Here is an 18863-nt window from a genome sequence, read left to right as displayed (position 1 = left end):
CTAAACTACACCTTTTTATTTAGCACCCAAAAGAAATCAAAATGAATAGATCTCAACTTGAAAAATTTAGGTTAATTATTCATAAATTTTTACGTCTTAATTTCATTTTTTAGTAATTTTCGAAAAATCATTTTATGCTTCAGGAATTTATCAACACCAGACAATATTCAGAACAAATCTGTCAAGTTTTAGATTTAGAAGACTACTTACTTCAACCCGAAGAACACGTTTCTCCTGCAAAATGGCATTTAGCACATACAACATGGTTTTTTGAAGTTTTCATCTTGGAGAAATATGCTAAGGACTACCAACTTTACCACCCTAAATATCCGTTTTTATTCAATAGTTATTATGAGCTTAAAGGTGAGCGCATTCAAAGGAATCACCGTGGAAACCTATCCAGACCAAGTGTTTCAGAAATATATAAATATAGAAAACATGTCACTGAATCTATTGTGGATTTACTCAAAAATAATGATTCTCCTGAAGTTGAAAAAAGAATAGAAATTGGGATTCATCATGAAAAGCAACACCAAGAATTAATACACTCAGACCTTAAATTTTCATTTAATGAAAATCCACTTTTCCCGGTATTCGATTCCAACTTCAATGAAGACGATCAGGAAGATTTCATCGGAGAATGGATTAATTTTGAAGAAGGAATTTATGATATTGGTTTCGCTGGAGATGGTTTTTGCTATGACAATGAACTCGGTCGACACAAAGTTTTTTTACAAGATTTCAAAATCTTAAACAAATTAGTGACCAATATTGAATTTCTTGAATTTATGCAAGACGGTGCTTATAAAAACCCTTTGCTTTGGCATGCAGAAGCTTGGGATTGGATTAATGAAAAAGGCATAAATTCACCCAAATATTGGCATCAGATCGATGGTGAATGGCATGAATTTAAACTCAACGGATTACAAAAACTCGATAAAGAAGGCATTTTAAGCCATATTTCATTTTATGAAGCTGCTGCTTTTGCGCAATGGAAAAACTTAAGACTACCCACAGAATTTGAATGGGAAGTTGCACAAGAGAAATTCAACTGGGGAAAACGCTGGGAATGGACGGAAAGTGCCTACCTGCCCTATCCAAATTATCAAAAAGCAAGCGGCGCTCTGGGTGAATACAACGGTAAATTTATGGTCAACCAAAAAGTTTTGCGCGGTTGTGCAGTTACAACTTCCCCAAATCACTCTCGACCAAGCTACAGGAATTTCTTTCATCCGCATCTCAGATGGCAATTTTGCGGTGTAAGATTAGCAAAATAACTCGACAATATTTCTATGAATAAAAAGACAAAGAATACAGAATTTGAAAATAATGTAATTCAGGGATTGACAAATAACCCAAAGTATTTATCTTCAAAATTTATATACGATTCGCAAGGTGACAAGCTCTTTCAAGAAATCATGGCCATGCCAAGTTATTACTTGACGAGTTGTGAATTTGAAATTTTGAAAAATCAGTCTCAAGAAATTACTAAAACATTCAATAATAAAGAAGGTTTTGATTTGATTGAGCTCGGTGCTGGTGATGGCAAAAAAACCAAATTGCTGTTGAAACACTTGGTAGACAAACAATCGAATTTCAAATATTTCCCCGTGGACATCAGCCAAAATATATTGGACAGTTTAGAAAAATCACTCCATGATGAAATCCCTGAAGTTGATGTAGAAACTTTGCAAGGCACTTATTTCGATATATTGAATGAACTTTCAACTTACAACAAAAGGCAAAAAGTAATCTTGGTTTTGGGATCTAATATTGGGAATTTAATGCATGACAAAGCAGTAAATTTCCTTGAAAAAATTCAAGAGAATATGTCTGATCAAGACTTATTGTTTATGGGGTTTGATCAGAAAAAAGACCCAGAAATTATTCTGAAAGCCTACAATGACCCAGAGGGAATTACCGAAGCTTTCAATAAAAATTTGCTAAGTCGCATCAATCGCGAGTTTGACGCAGATTTTGACTTGGACAGTTTCAAACATTGGGAAACTTATAATCCTGAAACTGGCACTGCCAAAAGTTTTTTAGTCAGTCAAAAATCTCAAAAAGTCAATATCAAAGCTTTGGATTTACAAGTGAATTTTAACGCTTGGGAGAGTATTCATACAGAAATTTCACAAAAATATGATGATGAAACTGTAGAATGGTTGGCAGGACAAGCGAATTTAGAAATTGACAATATTTTCGAAAATGAAAATGGGTTTTATAAAAACTACATTTTCAAAACCAAACCTTAATCTTTTGAAATTGTAGAAACCAACTTATCCAAATCATCTTCAGTATTGAAATATTGAAACCCAACACGCACACGTCCGCCTCTGAAAGCTGTGAGAATATTATGATTTTTAAGTTTTTCAACTAAAGATTCATCGCCTTTCAAGCTAAAGATGTTGCTGGAAATATTGCGTTTTATGACAGTTTTTTCCAGTAAATCATGTTTTTCGAATTCTGCTTTGGCAAGTTTTGAAAGGTGTTGGATTTGTGTTTCGATTTGTTGAATTCCAACAGTTTCATAATGATATTTTAAGGCGAAATTCAAGCTGGCTAGAGCCACCAAATCATAATGTCCAGGTTCCAAAAAACCTGTTAAACGCGGTTCTCCATCAGGTTTTTCATCTAACGAATTACTGCCAATTGATTTGAAATGAAATTGCTTTAAAAAATTAGATTTGAACAGAAAAAAACCATTACCGAGTCCAGCATTCAACCATTTGTAGCCACTTGTGCCAAAAACATCTATTCCTGAATCTTCAAAATTAAATGATTCCACACCGCAATATTGTGTAGCGTCTGCGATAAAAAAAGTCTGAGGAAAACTGTGTTTCAAAGTCTTCAAAAATTCCAAATCAATTTTAATGCCGCTGATAAATTGTGTGATGCTGAAAATGAAAAAATCAGGTTGATTCTTTTCAAATGCAGATTGAATACCTTGTTCCAAATATTCACTAATTCCGACTTCAGAGACTAAAAAATCTCTAGATTTCACTGGAAAATTCACCGATGGATAATCTTCTTTAATTAGCAAGACTTTGGATTTTTGCGGCAAATCGTTCAAAATCAAGTTTATTCCGACAGAAAAATTACTGACCAATCCAATTTGTTCTGGCTTAGTTGAATAATACTTTGCCAAATTGGCCTTTGTAGATTGAATGATTTCTGCTTCATATTCATCGGCAAACAAACTGCCTTTTATTTGAAATTCATTGTCCAAAAATCGTCGATATTGCTTCAAATCTTCTGAAATCAGACCAGTAAAAGGCGTGTTGAGATATATGTGAGTGTTCAATAGTGGAAATGCAAGTTTAAAATCTTTCATCATTGGCTTTATTTAAAACAAATACTTAAATTTGAATAAACTAATATACATAAAATGGAATCAAAATCTAAGATAGATCAAGAAACAGCGGCACTTTATGAAAATGCACATCGAAGGATAAAACAAAAGAAAAGGTTGGCAACACATGCCGTTATTTTTGTTGCTGGATCAGTGATTCTAATTGTTGTCAATGTAGTCCTGGGCTATAAATCAGATTTTCAGCCTTTCAATACAGATTGGTTTGTTACAGCCATTGTCATTTGGTTATTTTTCCTAATTATTCATGCCATCAATGTATTTGTAGTGAACAAACTCATGGGCAAAGAATGGGAAGAAAAACAAATGCACAAACTTGTAGAAAAACAACTAAGCAGAATTAGCAAATTACAAGGAAAAGTAGATAAAAAACATCCGATTTCTAACGAAGAGACTCAAAATGAAACGCAAAAAACTGATAAGGATTCATGAAGGTTACAATGATTGCTGCAGCAGCTGAAAATGATGCATTAGGAAAAAATAATGACTTGGTTTGGCACTTACCTGATGATTTTAAGCGTTTCAAAAAAATCACTTCTCACCATCACATTATTATGGGACGCAAAACTTTTGAATCTTTTCCAAAACCATTACCAAACCGGACACATATTGTTATAACACGTCAGAAAAATTATGAAAAACCGGGTTGTATCGTGGTTCATAGTTTAGAAAAAGCATTGGAATTCTGCACGTCAGAATCTGAAGTCTTTATCATCGGTGGTGGCGAAATTTACAAGCAAGCCATGCCTTTTGCTGATAAAATTGAATTGACAAGAGTGCATGCTGAATTTGAAGCTGACACTTATTTTCCAAAGATCGATAAATCTGAATGGAAACTCGTCAATGAAAGTTTTCATGCAAAGGACGAACTTCACAACTACGCATTCACTTATCAAACATTCATTAAGATTGATTCATAAAGTTTTAGCTCATATAGAAGAAAAAAACAACTTTAAAGCGACCAATAATTTTGCTTTGAGTGGTGGTGACATCAATCAAGTCTTCAAAATTGAAACCAACATTCGAAATTATGTTATTAAGATCAATTTTGCTGATCGCTTTCCAGAAATGTTTCAAAAAGAAGCTTCAGGACTTGAGATTTTAAGAAATTCTAAAACATTCAAAATTCCTGAAGTTATTGACTTAGGTGAATTTGATGGCTTGTCCTATCTTCTGTTAGAATTCATAGAAAGCGGTCAGAAAAACTCAAGTTTTTATAAGGATTTCGGAGAAACTTTAGCTGAAATGCATCAGGTATCTTCAGAAGAATTTGGTTTGCAAGACAACAATTATATCGGAGAATTGCCACAATACAACGTTTCCAAATCCAGTGCTTCTGAATTTTATTTGAGCCAAAGATTAGAGCCACAATTTAAAATGGCGAAGCAACGAGGTTTTAGTTTTTCAAATTTAAATTCGTTTTACAAAAAAGTGGAACAAAGCGTTCCTGATGAAGCGCCCAGTCTTGTGCATGGAGATTTGTGGTCAGGAAATTATATGGTAGACAAACTTCAAAATCCTGTACTCATCGATCCTGCTGTTGCTTTTGCTCCTAGAGAGTTGGACTTTGGAATGATGAGTTTGTTTGGAGGATTTCCAGATTCAGTGTATGAATCATATCAAAACAAATTTCCTCTGCAATCTGGCTGGCGGTCTCGATTACCGATGTTTCAATTGTATTACCTTTTGGTTCATCTGAATATTTTTGGCTCAAGTTATCTAGGTTCTGTAGAACAAGCCATGCAACGCAGCCTTCAGCTTTAAAAATTCTCATTTCTTTGTTAAGACCCCAAGATTCTTGTTTTGACTCAAAAAAATAACTTAGATTTGAAGCCTATTTTAAAAAACCAGTCAATGTCTAAATATGAATAAAACTTTGATTATCACCATCTTTTCCTTAGCATTAACCTTGAATTTGATAGCCCAAGAAGGAGAAGAAGCGCAAAAAGAAAAAGCTGGTTTTTTTAAGCGCTATATCAATAAAATCATCAACAATAATACCGCACAAGAAGAAGCAGAATTTTTCCTCTATCCTACAATTGGCTATAAACCTGAAACAAATATAGAATTTGGATTCAGCCCTTTGTACGTTTATTATGCCAAAGAAGATACCAACAACCGTTTAAGCGAAGTCAATGGTTATGGATTCATCACTTTACAGAAACAATATGGTGCAAGAATCAATCACGCACTTTATTCCGACCAAGACAAATGGTTTTTTCTTGGCGATATCGATTTTCAACAATTTCCTTTGAAATATTACGGCATCGGAAATGACGTTCCTGAAAAAAATATTGCATTGGTTGATGCTACGCAATTTATTATCAAAGAACGAATTTTACGCCGTGTATTCGAAAACTTTTATATTGGTTTAGAGACAGATTTCAGAAGTTTTGAAAATGTGAAATTTGAAGATCCTGATGGCAATCCTGTAGAATTTGAATTGCCTTTCGGTTCAGAAGGCACCACAAACCTAGGGATTGGTTCTGGCGTTGTTTTTGACGAAAGACACAATGTACTGAATGAAAGGAATGCTTTTTTTACTGAAGTCGCTTATTTGAATTACAGCCCATTTTGGAAAGATAAAGTAGAATACCAAAGCATCACTTCAGATTCTAGATATTTTAGAACTATTGGTGAAAATAACGTAATTGCTGCGCAACTTTTGGGTGAATTCAATTTTGCTGGTGCAGTTCCTTTTAGTCAATTGTCATTTATGGGTGGACAAAATATGATGCGTGGTTATTTTAAAGGTCGATTTCGTGATAAAAATCAAATCGCATTTCAGGTTGAATACCGTATGTTGCCTTTGGATTTAAGTTTTTCCAATCGGCTTGGCGCAACAGTCTTTACTAGTGTTGGAGATGTATTTGACGAATGGAATGAACTTAGTTCCAAAGATTTAAAATTTGCAGCTGGTGTTGGTGTTAGATTTCTACTGTTCCAACAAAAAGACGTGTATTTACGTTTTGATTATGCAATTACGCCAGATGAAAATGGGTTTTACATCGGTGTTGGCGAAGCGTTTTAAAAGTTCACTTAAGTTTGAAGTTTGCTCTATTTTCGGTGGTAAGCTGCGCTGCCGATAGTAGTGGAAAGCCCGTAAAGCGTAAGGCAAAAATTTGTGACTGGACAAGCTTTGACCATCGGAAAAGCCTTGGACAGTTATACAAATTGCAGGCTTGCGCTGCGGACTTGTAACGAATAGCGGGAATTAGCGCCCAAATAAAAAAACCGCTAAAATATAGCTGTTGGAATTCTTTATATAATTAAACTTTTAGAATCCATAATTGAAACCTACGCCCAAAACTTCACGGATTTGAAATCCACGGACAGCATTGTCGTCATATATGGCCTGAAAAGTGAAATTTGCAGAAATATAATCGTTGACTTTCATCACGAGATTCATCGAGTAATCGATATCGATATTTTGCGGGTCTTCAAGATAATTGGAATATAAATTTAAAAGGTTTTCCATTTTGATGTTTTCCATCAATTTGAATTTTCCGTATGCATTGATGGCTGCACCAAATTCTGTGCGAATGGTTTTGCCTTGGTCTAAACCGAAAAAATCGCCGTCTTCGTAGCCTTCTGTTGTCGTAAACTTATCATTTGCAGTGATTATTCTGCCGGTGACTGGAGAAAAATTGACTTTCAGATTATCACTTTTTTTACACATTGCACCAAGACCGAGTTGAGTGAAAGAAGGTGATAAAAACTGAGTCTGAAGGGTTCTTGTTGGGTTACCTTCTTCGTCTTCTCCAAATTCATAACCATTGTCGAATTGGGTTCTGAAATTTACAAATGCTGAAGTATACCAATTAGACGCTTCTATTTGTCTTCCAACTGTGGAGTTGATTTCCAAACGGTCGTTGGTTTTTCTGGTGTATTCTTGGCTTTTGGTTTTGGTAATTCCGTAATCACCTAAAAATTTGGTATCCCAAGTATAACGACCCTTTTTGTAATTGATATCATAATTAACGATGACATTTGCTGAGTAATTAGAGGTTCCACCACCCTGCCATTCATGGTTAAAAGCGGCTTGATTGACTAAAAATTGAAAGTTACCTTCTGTAGTCCAAATGGAATCTTTTGGTGTTTGATTGTCATCTTGTGCTGTGGCTGTTTGACTTAAAATAAATAAGCTAATAAAAAAGTAAAAATACTTCATAAGTTTTTATCGTTTGCTGATTTTAGAATTTTTGAAAAAACAAATGTAAGTATTCTTGTAAATCTAAAACATTTAGATGTTCAAAAAAGGCTTGAAATTATTCTGATTTTAGGTTAAAATTATAACAGTCAGAAAAAAATATAATTAGCGGTTTTTCCTTTTATAAAGTGGCACTGCAGAACAGGCTTCACCGAACATGATAGACTTTGCGACAGGTTGTAGTTTTTGCAACGCCATCAAATAAGCATTTTCTGGCACCGGTTTATTTGAACATCCCTTTATTATTAAAGGCTTATCTTGGTAAATCGAAACATCTAAGTTTTGAATTTGCTCTTCGTATAAGATAGAATTCAGCAATTCTAAATCACCGTAAACCACACGATTGGCGACATCATTCAAGTAAGTTGTGATTAGCAAATAAGCCCAACTAGGCACAATAGCATCGGTTGAACAATATAATGCCACATAACAACCTTTATAATTTGACCAATCATGAGATTTCAAATCTGCTCTAAAATCTTTTTCTTTGAGAACAATGCCTTGAAACAACCAGTCTTTGATATCGATTTGCTTTCTTTCTCCAGAAGGGTAAAAATCTTCTAGATTGAAAGTAATCAGTGGGCTTTTAGCAATTTTATTTACAATTTCTGACATAAAAATTATAACATTCCGAGTTCTAACTTCGCTTCTTCGCTCATCAATTCTTGAGACCATGGTGGGTCAAATGTCAGTTCTACTTCACATTCATTGACAGAATCCAAAGAGGCCGCTTTTTCTTTGACTTCTTGAGGCAAAGATTCGGCAACTGGGCAATTTGGTGAAGTTAAAGTCATCAAGATTTTAACATCATTGTTTTCATTTACGAATACATCGTAAATCAATCCTAATTCGTAAATATCAACTGGTATTTCTGGGTCGTAAATGGTTTTGAGAACACGCACAATTTCGTCTCCTAATTTTTCTGTATTTATTTCTTCTGACATAATTTTAAGCTTGATTTTGTTGACTATTGTAAGCAATAGCGTACATTTTCATTTGTTTAATCATACTCACCAAACCGTTAGCTCTGGTTGGTGACAAGTGTTCTTTGAGTCCGATTTCATCGATAAAATCCGTGTCGGCTTCAAGAATATGTTCTGGTTTTTCATCTGAAAAAACACGAATTAAGATAGCAATAATGCCTTTGGTAATAATGGCATCACTGTCTGCTGTGTACTCAATTTTCTGGTTCTCGTCCATTTCCGCATACAACCAGACTCTACTTTGGCAACCTTTGATAATATTATCTTCTGTTTTATATTTCTCGTCTATAATTGGTAATGATTTCCCTAATTCAATCATATATTCATAGCGCTGCATCCAGTCATCAAACATGCTGAATTCTTCAATAATATCTTCTTGTTTAGTTTTTATACTACTCAATGTCTTCTGTTTTTTTTGGCTTTGATAAGAATTTCTCCTGACTTAGATTTCAAACTTAATGTGTTGTCTTTCAAAACAAAATTAGTAACTAATCCAGCTTTTTGAAAGAATTTAGATTCCAAATCCATACTATCTTCACAGTACATTTTGGTTGCAACGCCAAGTCCTAAATCTAAGCGACCATTCTCATCCAATTCATATTCAAATTTATAATTATTACAACCTGAATAACCCGAAATTCGCTGTTCATCCGCATCGACTTCCATTGTTAATTCTTCATCAGAAACAGTTTCGTCTCCCAAATGTGTAATAAGATAATCTGCATTGACGAGTTTTGTCGTATTTGCCTCATTTTGTTTTTGAGCTTTACAGGCCAAAAGCACCAAACTTGCAAAAATTACAAAACTCAAACTTTTAATTACTTTCATTGTTTTCATGATAACATAGATTTTGCTTTTTTCAAAGCACTAATGAACACATCGATTTCTGATATTGTGTTATAAAAAGAGAAAGATGCACGAACGGTACCAGGAATTTTATAAAAACTCATAATTGGTTGGGCACAATGGTGACCAGTTCTAACCGCAACGCCCATTTTATCTAGCAAAGTTCCTATATCATATGGATGAATTCCTTCTATATTGAAAGACAAAACCGCAGTTTTCTTCTCAGGTTTGGCACCGTAAATTCTTACGCCTTCAATCTCTTCCAATGCTTTGGTCGCATAAACTAAAAGTTGCATTTCATAATCCGCAATTTTATCAAAACCAATTGCATTCATATAGTCTAGAGCTGCACCGAATGCTATTCCGCCAGAGATATTTGGTGTTCCAGCTTCAAATTTATGTGGCAATCCTGCATAAGTGGTTTTTTCGAAACTAACTTCAGCAATCATTTCTCCACCACCTTGATATGGTGGTAACTCATTTAATAATTCTTCTTTTCCGTACAACATTCCAACGCCGGTTGGTCCACAAATTTTATGTGCCGAAACCGTATAAAAATCTACATCCAAAGCTTGAACGTCTGCTTTCAGATGTGGTGCAGCTTGAGCGCCATCTACTAGGACTTTTGCGCCAACTTTATGAGATTTATTAATGATTTCTTCAATAGGATTGATGGTTCCCAAAGCATTTGACACGTGATTCACAAACACCATTTTGGTGCGTTCTGATAATAAATCATCAAAAACTTGCAAATCCAATTCACCATTGTTCAACATTGGGATGACTTTGAGTGTTGCACCAGTTTTATTGCAAAGCATTTGCCAAGGCACGATATTAGAATGGTGCTCCATGGCAGAGACCAAAATCTCATCTCCAGATTTTAAAAAATGAGAATAACCATTGGCTACTAGATTGATACTGTGAGTTGTACCAGCCGTCAAGATAATTTCATTGGCAGATTTTGCATTGAAATGTTTCCTGACAGTTTCACGTGCATTCTCATATGCATCGGTTGCAATTTGTGATAAAGAATGTACGCCACGGTGAATATTGGCATTTTTATTTTCGTAATAATCTACAATGCAATCTATCACGGCTTTAGGTGTCTGCGATGTTGCTGCATTATCGAAATAAACAAGAGGTTTCCCGTTAATTTCTCTTTGAAGTATAGGGAAATCTTGTCGTATTTTTTCAACATCCAAAATTTGTTCAGAAGTATTTATCATTTTCATTGTCTTTTTAACTTCTAAACAAGTTGACTGAATTGAAATTATAGGTTAAAACCTAATTCAACACCTAATTTCAATGCAATTTGTTTAGTAATTCTTTTTTTAATTTCAGGTATTTTCACGCTATCCAGGACATTATTAGCGAATGCAAACATCAATAAAGCACGAGCTTCTTTTTTAGGAATACCTCGTGACCTTAGATAATATAATGCTTCATTGTCTAATTGTCCAATTGTACAACCGTGACTACATTTCACGTCATCGGCGAAAATTTCCAACTGAGGCTTGGAATTGCAAGTCGCTGTATCGTCAATAATAATGTTATTGTTACTTTGAAATGCATCGGTTTTTTGAGCTATACGATCGACGTAAACATTTCCATTGAATACGCCAACTGATTTATCTGAGAAAATTCCTTTATAGTCTTGGTGACTTTCACAATTTGGTTGCGTATGATGAACCAACGTATTGTGGTCAACATGTTGCTTTCCTTCTAAAATTGTAACACCTTTCAAAATCGAATTAATATTTTCACCGTGTTGGTAAAAATTCAAATTATTTCTAGTGATTTTTCCTCCAAATGAAAACGTGTGCATAGAACAAACACTGTCACGAGACTGCTTGATATATGTATTATCAATTAAAGACGCTGAAGTTTTGTCATTTTGAATTTTGTAATAATCCACATTGGCATTCTTTTCAACGAAAACCTCTGTAACAGAATTCGTTAATACTGGATTTTCCGTCAAACTTTGGTGACGTTCAATAATTTGAACTTGTGCACCTTCTTCAGCTATAATCAAGTTTCGTGGCTGAATCATCAACGCACTTTCATTTCCTGTTGAGAAATTCAGTATTTGAATTGGCTTTTCAGCGGCCACGTTTTTAGGAATTCTAATATAAGCTCCTTCGTTAGCAAAGGCTGTATTTAAAGCAACCATGCTTTCTTTCGGCGCAATTTTGTTAAAATACTTATCAACTACTGGCTTATATTTAGGTTTGTTCAATGCTGAAGACATCAAACAAGCATCCAGTTTATCATGTGTTGTTCTAGACAAATGTGAAGAATAAATACCATCTACAAATACAATTGTATAAGTATCAATATCATGAATTAAGTATTTCTTGATGTCTTTGTAATCTATTGCGTCTTCTTTTTTAGGGAAAATGCTGTAGTCTTCTTTCAAAATAGAGTTCAGCGAAGTGTACTTCCAAGCTTCCAATTTTTTGGTTGGAAAACCTGTGGTTTCAAAAAATTTAATCGCTTCGTCCCTAACCTGATGTATATCGTGATCAATATCAACTTGCTCTTCAAAAGCTAAGTAAGATGACATTAATTTATCTTTAAGTTTCATGCTTTTCTTTTTCTTATTCAATTAAAAAGGCAAATTAGGCGTTGACCTGTTCTGCTTTCAACCAGTCATAACCGCGCTCTTCCAATTCTTTAGCCAATTCTTTATCGCCAGATTTCACAATTTTACCGTCTAACAAAACATGAACAACATCTGGCACTACATAATCTAGTAATCTTTGGTAGTGTGTGATGACAAGTGTAGCGTTGTCTTTTGTTTTTAAACGATTTACGCCATCTGAGACAATGCGCAGTGCATCGATATCTAAGCCTGAATCAGTTTCATCTAAAATGGCGAGTTTTGGCTCTAGCATTGCCATTTGAAAAATTTCGTTTCGCTTTTTCTCACCACCAGAAAAACCTTCGTTTAATGATCTGGATAAGAATTTTCTATCCATATCTAACAAGGCTGACTTTTCGCGAATTTTCTTCAACATTTCATTCGCTGGCATATCTTTTTCTCCGCGTGCCTTTCTAACTTGATTTATAGATGTTTTGATGAAATTTGTCACCGAAACGCCTGGTATTTCAACAGGATACTGAAAGGAAAGAAAAATTCCGCGATGAGCGCGCTCTTCTGGAGAAAGCTCTGAAATATTTGCTTTTTCGAAAATAATATCACCTTGTGTGACTTCAAAATCTTCGTTTCCTGCAATTACAGAAGCTAATGTACTTTTCCCAGAACCGTTTGGTCCCATAATGGCATGAACTTCGCCTGGATTGATTTCCAGATTGATGCCTTTCAATATTTCTTCACCTTCTACGCTGGCGTGTAAATTTTGTATCTTTAACATAGTTATTTCAATTTTATTCTAGGCGTAAACTATCGCCATTGTCTAACTTTTCGACTTTTATTATTTTTTGAATATCAAGTAATTTCTCCCAACCTTCACCATTATTATCTTCAACTTTTGCAGTAACGGTAACATTGAAAGTTGCGTAGGGATCGTCTGAAATCCCTTTGGCTTGGGCTAAAAGTGTTTTGGCTTTGTCGTTCATTATCACACCATACATCGTATTTTGACGCTTGATGACTGCGGCTTCATCGCTATAAATAAATTCTCCTGAAATAGTTCTAGGTGAATCTGTTGCGATTTGCTTTTTTGCAGTATTAAGCGTTTCGGTGTTGTTCTTATTGTCTTTATTTTCAGTTTTTTCCTCTGATTTACAAGCTGAAAACAAAACTAAAAGCAGAATGAGATAAGCAAAACTTTTTTTCATTTTATAATAGATTATTTATTAATGATTAACCAACAGAACCTTCTAAAGAAATTTCAAGCAATTTTTGAGCTTCTACTGCAAATTCCATTGGTAATTTATTTAAAACTTCTTTACTGAAGCCATTGACTATTAAAGCAATAGCTTTTTCTGTATCAATACCACGTTGATTGCAATAGAATATCTGGTCTTCACCAATTTTGCTGGTGGTTGCCTCATGTTCCACTTTTGCTGTTTTATTCTTAGCTTCTATATATGGAAAAGTATGTGCACCACATTTGTTACCCATCAATAAGGAATCACATTGAGAGAAATTTCTGGCATTTTCTGCACGTTTATTGATTTGCACTAAACCTCGATAGGAATTTTGAGATTTCCCTGCTGAAATACCTTTTGAAATAATTGTACTTTTGGTATTTTTACCCAAGTGAATCATTTTGGTTCCTGTATCGGCTTGCTGAAAATTGTTCGTCACAGCGATAGAGTAAAACTCTCCTGTAGAATAATCACCTTTTAAAATACAACTTGGATATTTCCAAGTTACGGCAGAACCAGTTTCAACTTGTGTCCAACTGATTTTGGCTTTCTTTTCACAAAGACCGCGTTTTGTAACAAAATTATAAACGCCACCTTTACCTTCTTTATTCCCTGGATACCAGTTCTGTACAGTAGAATATTTTATTTCAGCATTATCTAAAGCGACAAGTTCTACAACGGCAGCATGCAATTGGTTTTCATCACGCATTGGAGCGGTACAACCTTCTAAATAACTTACATAGCTTGAATCTTCAGCTACTACAAGTGTTCTTTCGAATTGTCCAGTTCCAGCTTGATTGATTCTAAAATATGTAGAAAGCTCCATTGGACACCTTACGCCTTTTGGAATATAACAAAATGAACCATCACTAAATACTGCAGAATTTAAAGCAGCAAAATAATTGTCTGTAGAAGGCACGATGCTCCCAATATATTTTTTCACCAATTCTGGATGTTCCTTAATCGCTTCTGAAATAGAACAAAAAATAATTCCTTTCTCAGCTAAAGTTTTCTTGAAAGTTGTTGTTACTGAAACTGAATCCATAACAACATCCATAGCTACTCCAGCTAGTTTTTTCTGCTCATCTATAGAAATACCTAACTTTTTGAAAGTTTCTAGCATTTCGGGATCAACCTCGTCTAAGCTATCATACTTAGGTTTTTTACTTGGTGCAGAATAGTAAGAAATGGCTTGGTAATTTGGTTTTTCATAACCTATGTTTGCCCAGTTTGGCTCTTCCATAGTTAACCAATGTCTGTAAGCGTCTAATCTCCACTGTGTCATCCAATCAGGCTCGCCTTTCTTTTTTGAAATACCAATAACAACATCTTCATTTAGCCCAGGAGGAAACGTGTCTGCTTCCATTTCGGTGTAGAAGCCGTATTCATATTCTTTATTCTGAAGTTCTTTTTCTAATTCTTGTTCTGTATATGCCATAAATAGTATTCTTAAAAATTAAAGTGAAAAACTTTCACCACAACCGCAAGTCCTTTGCGCATTAGGATTATTAAAAACAAATCCTTTTCCATTCAAACCACCGGAATATTCTAAGGTGGTACCTACTAAGTATAAAAAGCTGCTTTTATTGATTACAATTTTAACATTATTGTCTTCAAATATTTTATCATCATCTTTTTGAATCTGATCGAAGTTTAACTCATAAGATAAGCCTGAGCAACCCCCACTTTTTACACCTACTCTAACAAAATGATTATCAACATTATAACCTTCTTCAGCCATAAGATTTGATATTTTTTGTTTTGCTTCTTCGCTGACTTTAATCATCTTTTGTAGATTTATTCTAAATTATTTACAAATATAGGATTTAGCCTTTTACTTACAATATGACTTAACATTATTATTTGTTATGTATGGATTCATATTATTGATAAATAACTGCGATGAATATAGCCGAATGGTTTTTGTAGTTTGAATAGTTATTATTTTAGCTAAAAAAGATTATTTTTCAGCAGCTTTTGAAAACCTCATCGAGCACATGTAGTTTTTTAAATTAAATAAAGCCAGGCTTAAGAACTTGGCTTTATTTAATTTTTAGAAATATAATTTTGTTTTATTTAGCCAAAAGCTTTTGAGCATTCTCTAAAGCATCAGTAATTGCTTTTTTCATCTCCTCTGCACTTTCGTAGTGTGTATTCAATGATTTCATTTTAGCTTTAATACTGTCTTTGTCTTTTGCCTGAAGTCCTTCGTTAATTTCAGTTCTAGAAAAGGTATTACTAAAGTTTTCCATCCAGCTCATCATCATTTCATGCGATCTTTTCAAATCAACAATGGCTTGATCATAAGGACGTAAAGTTTCTTCTTTCAAATCTTCAGATTCAGATTTTAAATTTTCTTTTTCGGCTTCAAGCCTTTCGATCATGCTATTAATTTCGCCCAATTCAGGCATCACATCATCGTGAATTTTAACAGTTTCTTTCATCTGCTTGTCAAAAGCTTTGGATTCTTCTTCATTGTTATTGGACTGACAGGCACCAAGGCTGATAAGTAATGATAAAAGTGAGATTTTAAAAATTTTATACATTGTATTGGTTTTAAATAATTAATTAAATGATTTCATATTGCTTTCCAGGCAATGGACGTACCAAGCCATTAAGCTCCAAATTTAATAAAATTGGCGCTAACTTCGAAGTCGGTAATTCGCAAGATAATGCTAAAACATCTAATTCAGCTTTACCTAATGAACCCAACTTTTCAACAATTTGTTGTTCTTGAGGACTTAAATCAACAAAAAGTTGTGTTTGTTTGTTTTGTTTTTCTTTATCAATATCCCAATTCAAAAAATAAACTACATCAGCAGCACTTGAAATGAGTTGGGCCTTTTGCTGTTTGATTAGCATATTGCAACCACTGCTAAGCTTGTCTTGCGGTCGACCGGGAACCGCAAAAACTTCTCGATTGTATGAATGTGCAATATCCGCAGTAACGAGAGACCCACCTTTTTCGGCGCTTTCTATAACTATTGTAGCCTCGCTTAATCCTGCAACCAATCGGTTTCGACTCAAGAAGTTTTTAGGTATAAAATTGGCATCGCTACAGAAATCTGTCATAAAACCGCCGTTTTTCTCGATATCTTTAACGTATTTATAATGAACTTTTGGATAAATCTGATTCAATCCATGCGCCAAGCAAGCTATGGTTTGCAAATTATACTTTAAGGCAGCTTTATGCGCTGTAATGTCTGCTCCATAAGCTAACCCAGAAACAATCACGGGGTCCAAAGGTGATAAATTTTCAACTAATTCTTCACAAAATGCAATGCCATGACTTGTAATTTTTCGAGTACCAACAATGCTAATGATGCGCTTATTTTGAATATCAATATTACCTCTTGAAAACAACAAAATAGGACTATCTATGCATTGTTTTAAGCGTGATGGATATTTTGGATCTTTATAATCTGTGACTAAAAATTTTTCATCTGAAATAAATTTCAATTCCGATTCGGCTTCTTTTAGATAACTCGGATCTAGAATTTCTTGAATTCGTTTTGCGCCAATACCAGAAATTTGTGACAAGTCTTTTCTACTAGCTTCGAATAAAGCAGTGGCACTACCAAAATGTGAAATAAGTTTTTTGGCATTGATATGACCGACATTGTTCATTCTGTGCAAAGCCAGAAGATGAAGTAATTCGGTGTCTTTCATTGGTTAATTCTATTTATAAATTAGGATTTTTTTCTGAAGTATTTTTTTCTTTTTCTCGTGATTTTGGAGGCTTTTCTTCGTCTTTTATTGATTGTTCTTCAACGATTTTCTTTGAAGGTTCTTTTTTGAAAGCCTTACCAAGGTAAACCAATTTAGAACCACTTTCTACGTCTATATTTTTAGTATCATTAGGTAAAATATTCAGCGTTCCATCTGGTTTCTTTATAAACAAAGGAATAATTTCTGACTCAACTTTACTGATTTCAATTAAACCTTGGAAATGCTCTTCAGAATTCAAGTCTATTTCGTGAATTTCAGGATATTTTCTAGTCAAATTAACCAACTTGATATAGTCATCGGTTTGTGAAAATAAGCCGTCGTTTGGATTGTTTTCTGGATCTTCCATTTCTTCAGAAGAAATCACTCTAAAAGTACCTTGCTCGCCAAATTGTTTGGCAAAATTTTCAATTGCCTTTTTATTGACTGCTGTATTTCCAGTTAACGCCATAAGATACCCAACATCACTTAATTCGACATTATCTATCAAATCATCAGAATAAATATTGGCATTGATTGCATCCAATCCCATTTCTTTAGCTTTGTCGATGTTGCTTTTATTGTTATCTACAATAACCACATGTCTATCGTTATCTTTCAAATATTTAGCAACAATTCTTGAGAATGAGGAAGAGCCAACTATTAAAATACCCTGAGAATCTTTCAAAAATACACCGACAAGTTTTGCAAATGGACGTGCTGTTGTCGCATTTAGCAAAACTGTTCCAAGCACGATGACAAAGACCAATGGCGTAATTAATTCTGCATTTGTGACTTCCTGGTCTACCAATTTCAAACCAAACAAAGACGCCACACCTGCGGCAACAATACCACGTGGTCCAACCCAACTGATAAACAACTTTTCGCGAGTTTCTAAAGTAGAATTATAACTGCTCAAAAACACACCTAGAGGTCTCACCACAAAAACGACAACTGCAAAAAGAATCAATGTTTCCCAATTGAAAACCATCATTAGGTTATCAAAATTGATATTGGCTGCTAGTAAAATAAACAATATGGAAATCAATAAAACACTCAAAGATTCTTTGAAGTACAACAATTCCTTAAGATTTGGCAAATTGGTATTTCCCATAATAATACCCATCACAACAACTGCAAGGAGTCCACTTTCATGTGCAAAATGGTCAGCCAGAACAAAAACACCTAAAACGCTTGCTAAGGTGAATACATTCAACAAATAATGAGGAATAACTTTTTTCTTGATACAAAAAGCCAATGCTTTTGCAAAAGTGAAACCAAAAGTAAATCCAAAAAGCACAATTTTTCCAAACTCAACTAATACAGTTGTAGTAAAAGCTTCTCCTCCACCTGCTGAAATAAATTCAAAGACCAAAACGGCTACCAAAGCACCGATTGGATCTATAAGAATTCCTTCCCATTTTAAAATGGTTGAGACATCCTTTTTGAGCGGTATATTTCGTAAAATGGGAGTGATTACCGTTGGTCCAGTAACAATAATTAAACCAGAAAATAATAATGAAATTTGCCAGCTCAGTCCAAGTATCCAATGTGCTGCCATACCTGCACCGACGAATGTAATAACCACTGCAATTGTAATTAGCTTAACAATCACAGGGCCAACATTCAAAATTTCTCCTCGACGTAAAGTTAAGCCACCCTCAAACAAAATAATTCCTATCGCTAGCGAAACAAAATAAAACAAGCTCTCTCCTGGAAACAAACCAGATTCACCATTCCAAATCGGTTCTATTAACTTAGATCCATCTTCTGTGTATAATGTAGCTATTGGTCCGACCAGAAGGCCAATCAAAATTAAAGGCAAAATAGCTGGAATTTTAAAACGCCAAGCAAACCATTGGGCTAATATTCCTAAAATGATAATCCCTGCTAATTCAATCATAAAATGTTAAAT

General features: G+C 34.4%; 21 protein-coding genes. 6 read left to right on the top strand and 15 right to left on the bottom strand.

What is annotated here, in order from left to right:
• Positions 1-134: 134 nt before the first annotated feature.
• Entirely contained in the window at positions 135-1277 is a 1143-nt protein-coding gene (gene egtB, locus EIG86_RS02710) for an ergothioneine biosynthesis protein EgtB (protein WP_127844612.1), read from the top strand.
• A 15-nt stretch (positions 1278-1292) separates the two neighbouring features.
• On the top strand, positions 1293-2255 hold the full coding sequence (locus EIG86_RS02705) for an L-histidine N(alpha)-methyltransferase (RefSeq protein WP_127844611.1): 963 nt from the start codon (positions 1293-1295) through the stop codon (positions 2253-2255).
• On the opposite strand, the gene EIG86_RS02700 is transcribed toward EIG86_RS02705, so the two are convergent.
• Positions 2252-3337: an aminotransferase class V-fold PLP-dependent enzyme gene (locus EIG86_RS02700; protein WP_240032162.1), complete on the bottom strand. Its 1086-nt coding sequence runs from the start codon at positions 3335-3337 to the stop codon at positions 2252-2254. The genes EIG86_RS02705 and EIG86_RS02700 overlap by 4 nt on opposite strands.
• A 51-nt stretch (positions 3338-3388) precedes the next feature.
• Here EIG86_RS02700 and EIG86_RS02695 point away from each other — a divergent pair, with 51 nt between their 5' ends.
• From EIG86_RS02695 to EIG86_RS02680, 4 genes are all read left to right on the top strand, one after another.
• Positions 3389-3802: a 2TM domain-containing protein gene (locus EIG86_RS02695; RefSeq protein ID WP_127844610.1), complete on the top strand. Its 414-nt coding sequence runs from the start codon at positions 3389-3391 to the stop codon at positions 3800-3802.
• A complete protein-coding gene (locus tag EIG86_RS02690; RefSeq protein WP_240032161.1) occupies positions 3799-4290 on the top strand; it encodes a dihydrofolate reductase in 492 nt (163 codons plus the stop codon). The genes EIG86_RS02695 and EIG86_RS02690 overlap by 4 nt, the downstream gene beginning before the upstream one ends.
• On the top strand, positions 4226-5134 hold the full coding sequence (locus EIG86_RS02685; RefSeq protein WP_127844609.1) for a fructosamine kinase family protein: 909 nt from the start codon (positions 4226-4228) through the stop codon (positions 5132-5134). The genes EIG86_RS02690 and EIG86_RS02685 overlap by 65 nt, the downstream gene beginning before the upstream one ends.
• 100 nt (positions 5135-5234) lie before the next feature.
• Positions 5235-6401: a BamA/TamA family outer membrane protein gene (locus EIG86_RS02680; protein WP_127844608.1), complete on the top strand. Its 1167-nt coding sequence runs from the start codon at positions 5235-5237 to the stop codon at positions 6399-6401.
• Between the two features lie 246 nt (positions 6402-6647).
• Here EIG86_RS02680 and EIG86_RS02675 read toward each other — a convergent pair whose 3' ends face one another.
• The 14 genes from EIG86_RS02675 to EIG86_RS02610 all read right to left on the bottom strand — a co-directional run bounded on the left by EIG86_RS02675 (position 6648) and on the right by EIG86_RS02610 (position 18851).
• Positions 6648-7541: a DUF3078 domain-containing protein gene (locus EIG86_RS02675; RefSeq protein ID WP_127844607.1), complete on the bottom strand. Its 894-nt coding sequence runs from the start codon at positions 7539-7541 to the stop codon at positions 6648-6650.
• A 144-nt stretch (positions 7542-7685) separates the two neighbouring features.
• Positions 7686-8195: a DUF2480 family protein gene (locus tag EIG86_RS02670; protein ID WP_127844606.1), complete on the bottom strand. Its 510-nt coding sequence runs from the start codon at positions 8193-8195 to the stop codon at positions 7686-7688.
• Positions 8196-8200: 5 nt separating this feature from the next.
• A complete protein-coding gene (locus tag EIG86_RS02665) occupies positions 8201-8524 on the bottom strand; it encodes an SUF system Fe-S cluster assembly protein (protein WP_127844605.1) in 324 nt (107 codons plus the stop codon).
• A gap of 4 nt (positions 8525-8528) precedes the next feature.
• Positions 8529-8963, bottom strand: a complete 435-nt coding sequence (locus EIG86_RS02660) for a SufE family protein (protein WP_127844604.1) — start codon at positions 8961-8963, stop codon at positions 8529-8531.
• Complete coding sequence (locus EIG86_RS02655) at positions 8960-9400, bottom strand: META domain-containing protein (RefSeq protein WP_127844603.1); 441 nt, start codon at positions 9398-9400, stop codon at positions 8960-8962. The genes EIG86_RS02660 and EIG86_RS02655 overlap by 4 nt, the downstream gene beginning before the upstream one ends.
• On the bottom strand, positions 9397-10641 hold the full coding sequence (locus tag EIG86_RS02650) for an aminotransferase class V-fold PLP-dependent enzyme (protein ID WP_127844602.1): 1245 nt from the start codon (positions 10639-10641) through the stop codon (positions 9397-9399). Before EIG86_RS02650 ends, EIG86_RS02655 begins: the two co-directional genes overlap by 4 nt.
• Positions 10642-10679: 38 nt before the next feature.
• Positions 10680-11993, bottom strand: a complete 1314-nt coding sequence (sufD, locus tag EIG86_RS02645) for a Fe-S cluster assembly protein SufD (protein WP_127844601.1) — start codon at positions 11991-11993, stop codon at positions 10680-10682.
• Between the two features lie 34 nt (positions 11994-12027).
• On the bottom strand, positions 12028-12783 hold the full coding sequence (gene sufC / locus EIG86_RS02640) for a Fe-S cluster assembly ATPase SufC (RefSeq protein ID WP_127844600.1): 756 nt from the start codon (positions 12781-12783) through the stop codon (positions 12028-12030).
• 13 nt (positions 12784-12796) lie between these two features.
• Complete coding sequence (locus EIG86_RS02635) at positions 12797-13210, bottom strand: hypothetical protein (RefSeq protein WP_127844599.1); 414 nt, start codon at positions 13208-13210, stop codon at positions 12797-12799.
• A gap of 25 nt (positions 13211-13235) precedes the next feature.
• The gene (gene sufB, locus EIG86_RS02630; protein ID WP_127844598.1) at positions 13236-14681 is read right to left on the bottom strand and encodes a Fe-S cluster assembly protein SufB; all 1446 of its coding nucleotides are present in this window, start codon (positions 14679-14681) and stop codon (positions 13236-13238) included.
• An 18-nt stretch (positions 14682-14699) separates the two neighbouring features.
• Positions 14700-15029, bottom strand: coding sequence for a HesB/IscA family protein (locus EIG86_RS02625; protein ID WP_127844597.1), 330 nt, complete (start codon positions 15027-15029; stop codon positions 14700-14702).
• Positions 15030-15315: 286 nt separating this feature from the next.
• Complete coding sequence (locus tag EIG86_RS02620; RefSeq protein WP_127844596.1) at positions 15316-15789, bottom strand: hypothetical protein; 474 nt, start codon at positions 15787-15789, stop codon at positions 15316-15318.
• 22 nt (positions 15790-15811) lie between these two features.
• Positions 15812-16912, bottom strand: a complete 1101-nt coding sequence (gene dprA, locus EIG86_RS02615) for a DNA-processing protein DprA (protein ID WP_127844595.1) — start codon at positions 16910-16912, stop codon at positions 15812-15814.
• 13 nt (positions 16913-16925) lie between these two features.
• Positions 16926-18851, bottom strand: coding sequence for a cation:proton antiporter (locus tag EIG86_RS02610; protein ID WP_127844594.1), 1926 nt, complete (start codon positions 18849-18851; stop codon positions 16926-16928).
• Between the last annotated feature and the right edge of the window lie 12 nt (positions 18852-18863).

Source organism: Psychroflexus aestuariivivens (assembly GCF_004010055.1).
Classification (GTDB): Bacteria; Bacteroidota; Bacteroidia; order Flavobacteriales; family Flavobacteriaceae; genus Psychroflexus; species Psychroflexus aestuariivivens.
The sequence above is the reverse complement of the archived record's forward strand: the minus strand, read 5'-3'. Positions and strand labels throughout refer to the sequence as shown.

Coding starts and splice junctions, on each gene's coding strand:
- egtB (WP_127844612.1), top strand. CDS start 135: ATGCTTCAGGAATTTATCAACACCAGACAATATTCAGAACAAATCTGT.
- EIG86_RS02705 (WP_127844611.1), top strand. CDS start 1,293: ATGAATAAAAAGACAAAGAATACAGAATTTGAAAATAATGTAATTCAG.
- EIG86_RS02700 (WP_240032162.1), bottom strand. CDS start 3,337: ATGATGAAAGATTTTAAACTTGCATTTCCACTATTGAACACTCACATA.
- EIG86_RS02695 (WP_127844610.1), top strand. CDS start 3,389: ATGGAATCAAAATCTAAGATAGATCAAGAAACAGCGGCACTTTATGAA.
- EIG86_RS02690 (WP_240032161.1), top strand. CDS start 3,799: ATGAAGGTTACAATGATTGCTGCAGCAGCTGAAAATGATGCATTAGGA.
- EIG86_RS02685 (WP_127844609.1), top strand. CDS start 4,226: ATGCAAAGGACGAACTTCACAACTACGCATTCACTTATCAAACATTCA.
- EIG86_RS02680 (WP_127844608.1), top strand. CDS start 5,235: ATGAATAAAACTTTGATTATCACCATCTTTTCCTTAGCATTAACCTTG.
- EIG86_RS02675 (WP_127844607.1), bottom strand. CDS start 7,541: ATGAAGTATTTTTACTTTTTTATTAGCTTATTTATTTTAAGTCAAACA.
- EIG86_RS02670 (WP_127844606.1), bottom strand. CDS start 8,195: ATGTCAGAAATTGTAAATAAAATTGCTAAAAGCCCACTGATTACTTTC.
- EIG86_RS02665 (WP_127844605.1), bottom strand. CDS start 8,524: ATGTCAGAAGAAATAAATACAGAAAAATTAGGAGACGAAATTGTGCGT.
- EIG86_RS02655 (WP_127844603.1), bottom strand. CDS start 9,400: ATGAAAACAATGAAAGTAATTAAAAGTTTGAGTTTTGTAATTTTTGCA.
- EIG86_RS02650 (WP_127844602.1), bottom strand. CDS start 10,641: ATGAAAATGATAAATACTTCTGAACAAATTTTGGATGTTGAAAAAATA.
- sufD (WP_127844601.1), bottom strand. CDS start 11,993: ATGAAACTTAAAGATAAATTAATGTCATCTTACTTAGCTTTTGAAGAG.
- sufC (WP_127844600.1), bottom strand. CDS start 12,783: ATGTTAAAGATACAAAATTTACACGCCAGCGTAGAAGGTGAAGAAATA.
- EIG86_RS02635 (WP_127844599.1), bottom strand. CDS start 13,210: ATGAAAAAAAGTTTTGCTTATCTCATTCTGCTTTTAGTTTTGTTTTCA.
- sufB (WP_127844598.1), bottom strand. CDS start 14,681: ATGGCATATACAGAACAAGAATTAGAAAAAGAACTTCAGAATAAAGAA.
- EIG86_RS02625 (WP_127844597.1), bottom strand. CDS start 15,029: ATGATTAAAGTCAGCGAAGAAGCAAAACAAAAAATATCAAATCTTATG.
- EIG86_RS02620 (WP_127844596.1), bottom strand. CDS start 15,789: ATGTATAAAATTTTTAAAATCTCACTTTTATCATTACTTATCAGCCTT.
- dprA (WP_127844595.1), bottom strand. CDS start 16,912: ATGAAAGACACCGAATTACTTCATCTTCTGGCTTTGCACAGAATGAAC.
- EIG86_RS02610 (WP_127844594.1), bottom strand. CDS start 18,851: ATGATTGAATTAGCAGGGATTATCATTTTAGGAATATTAGCCCAATGG.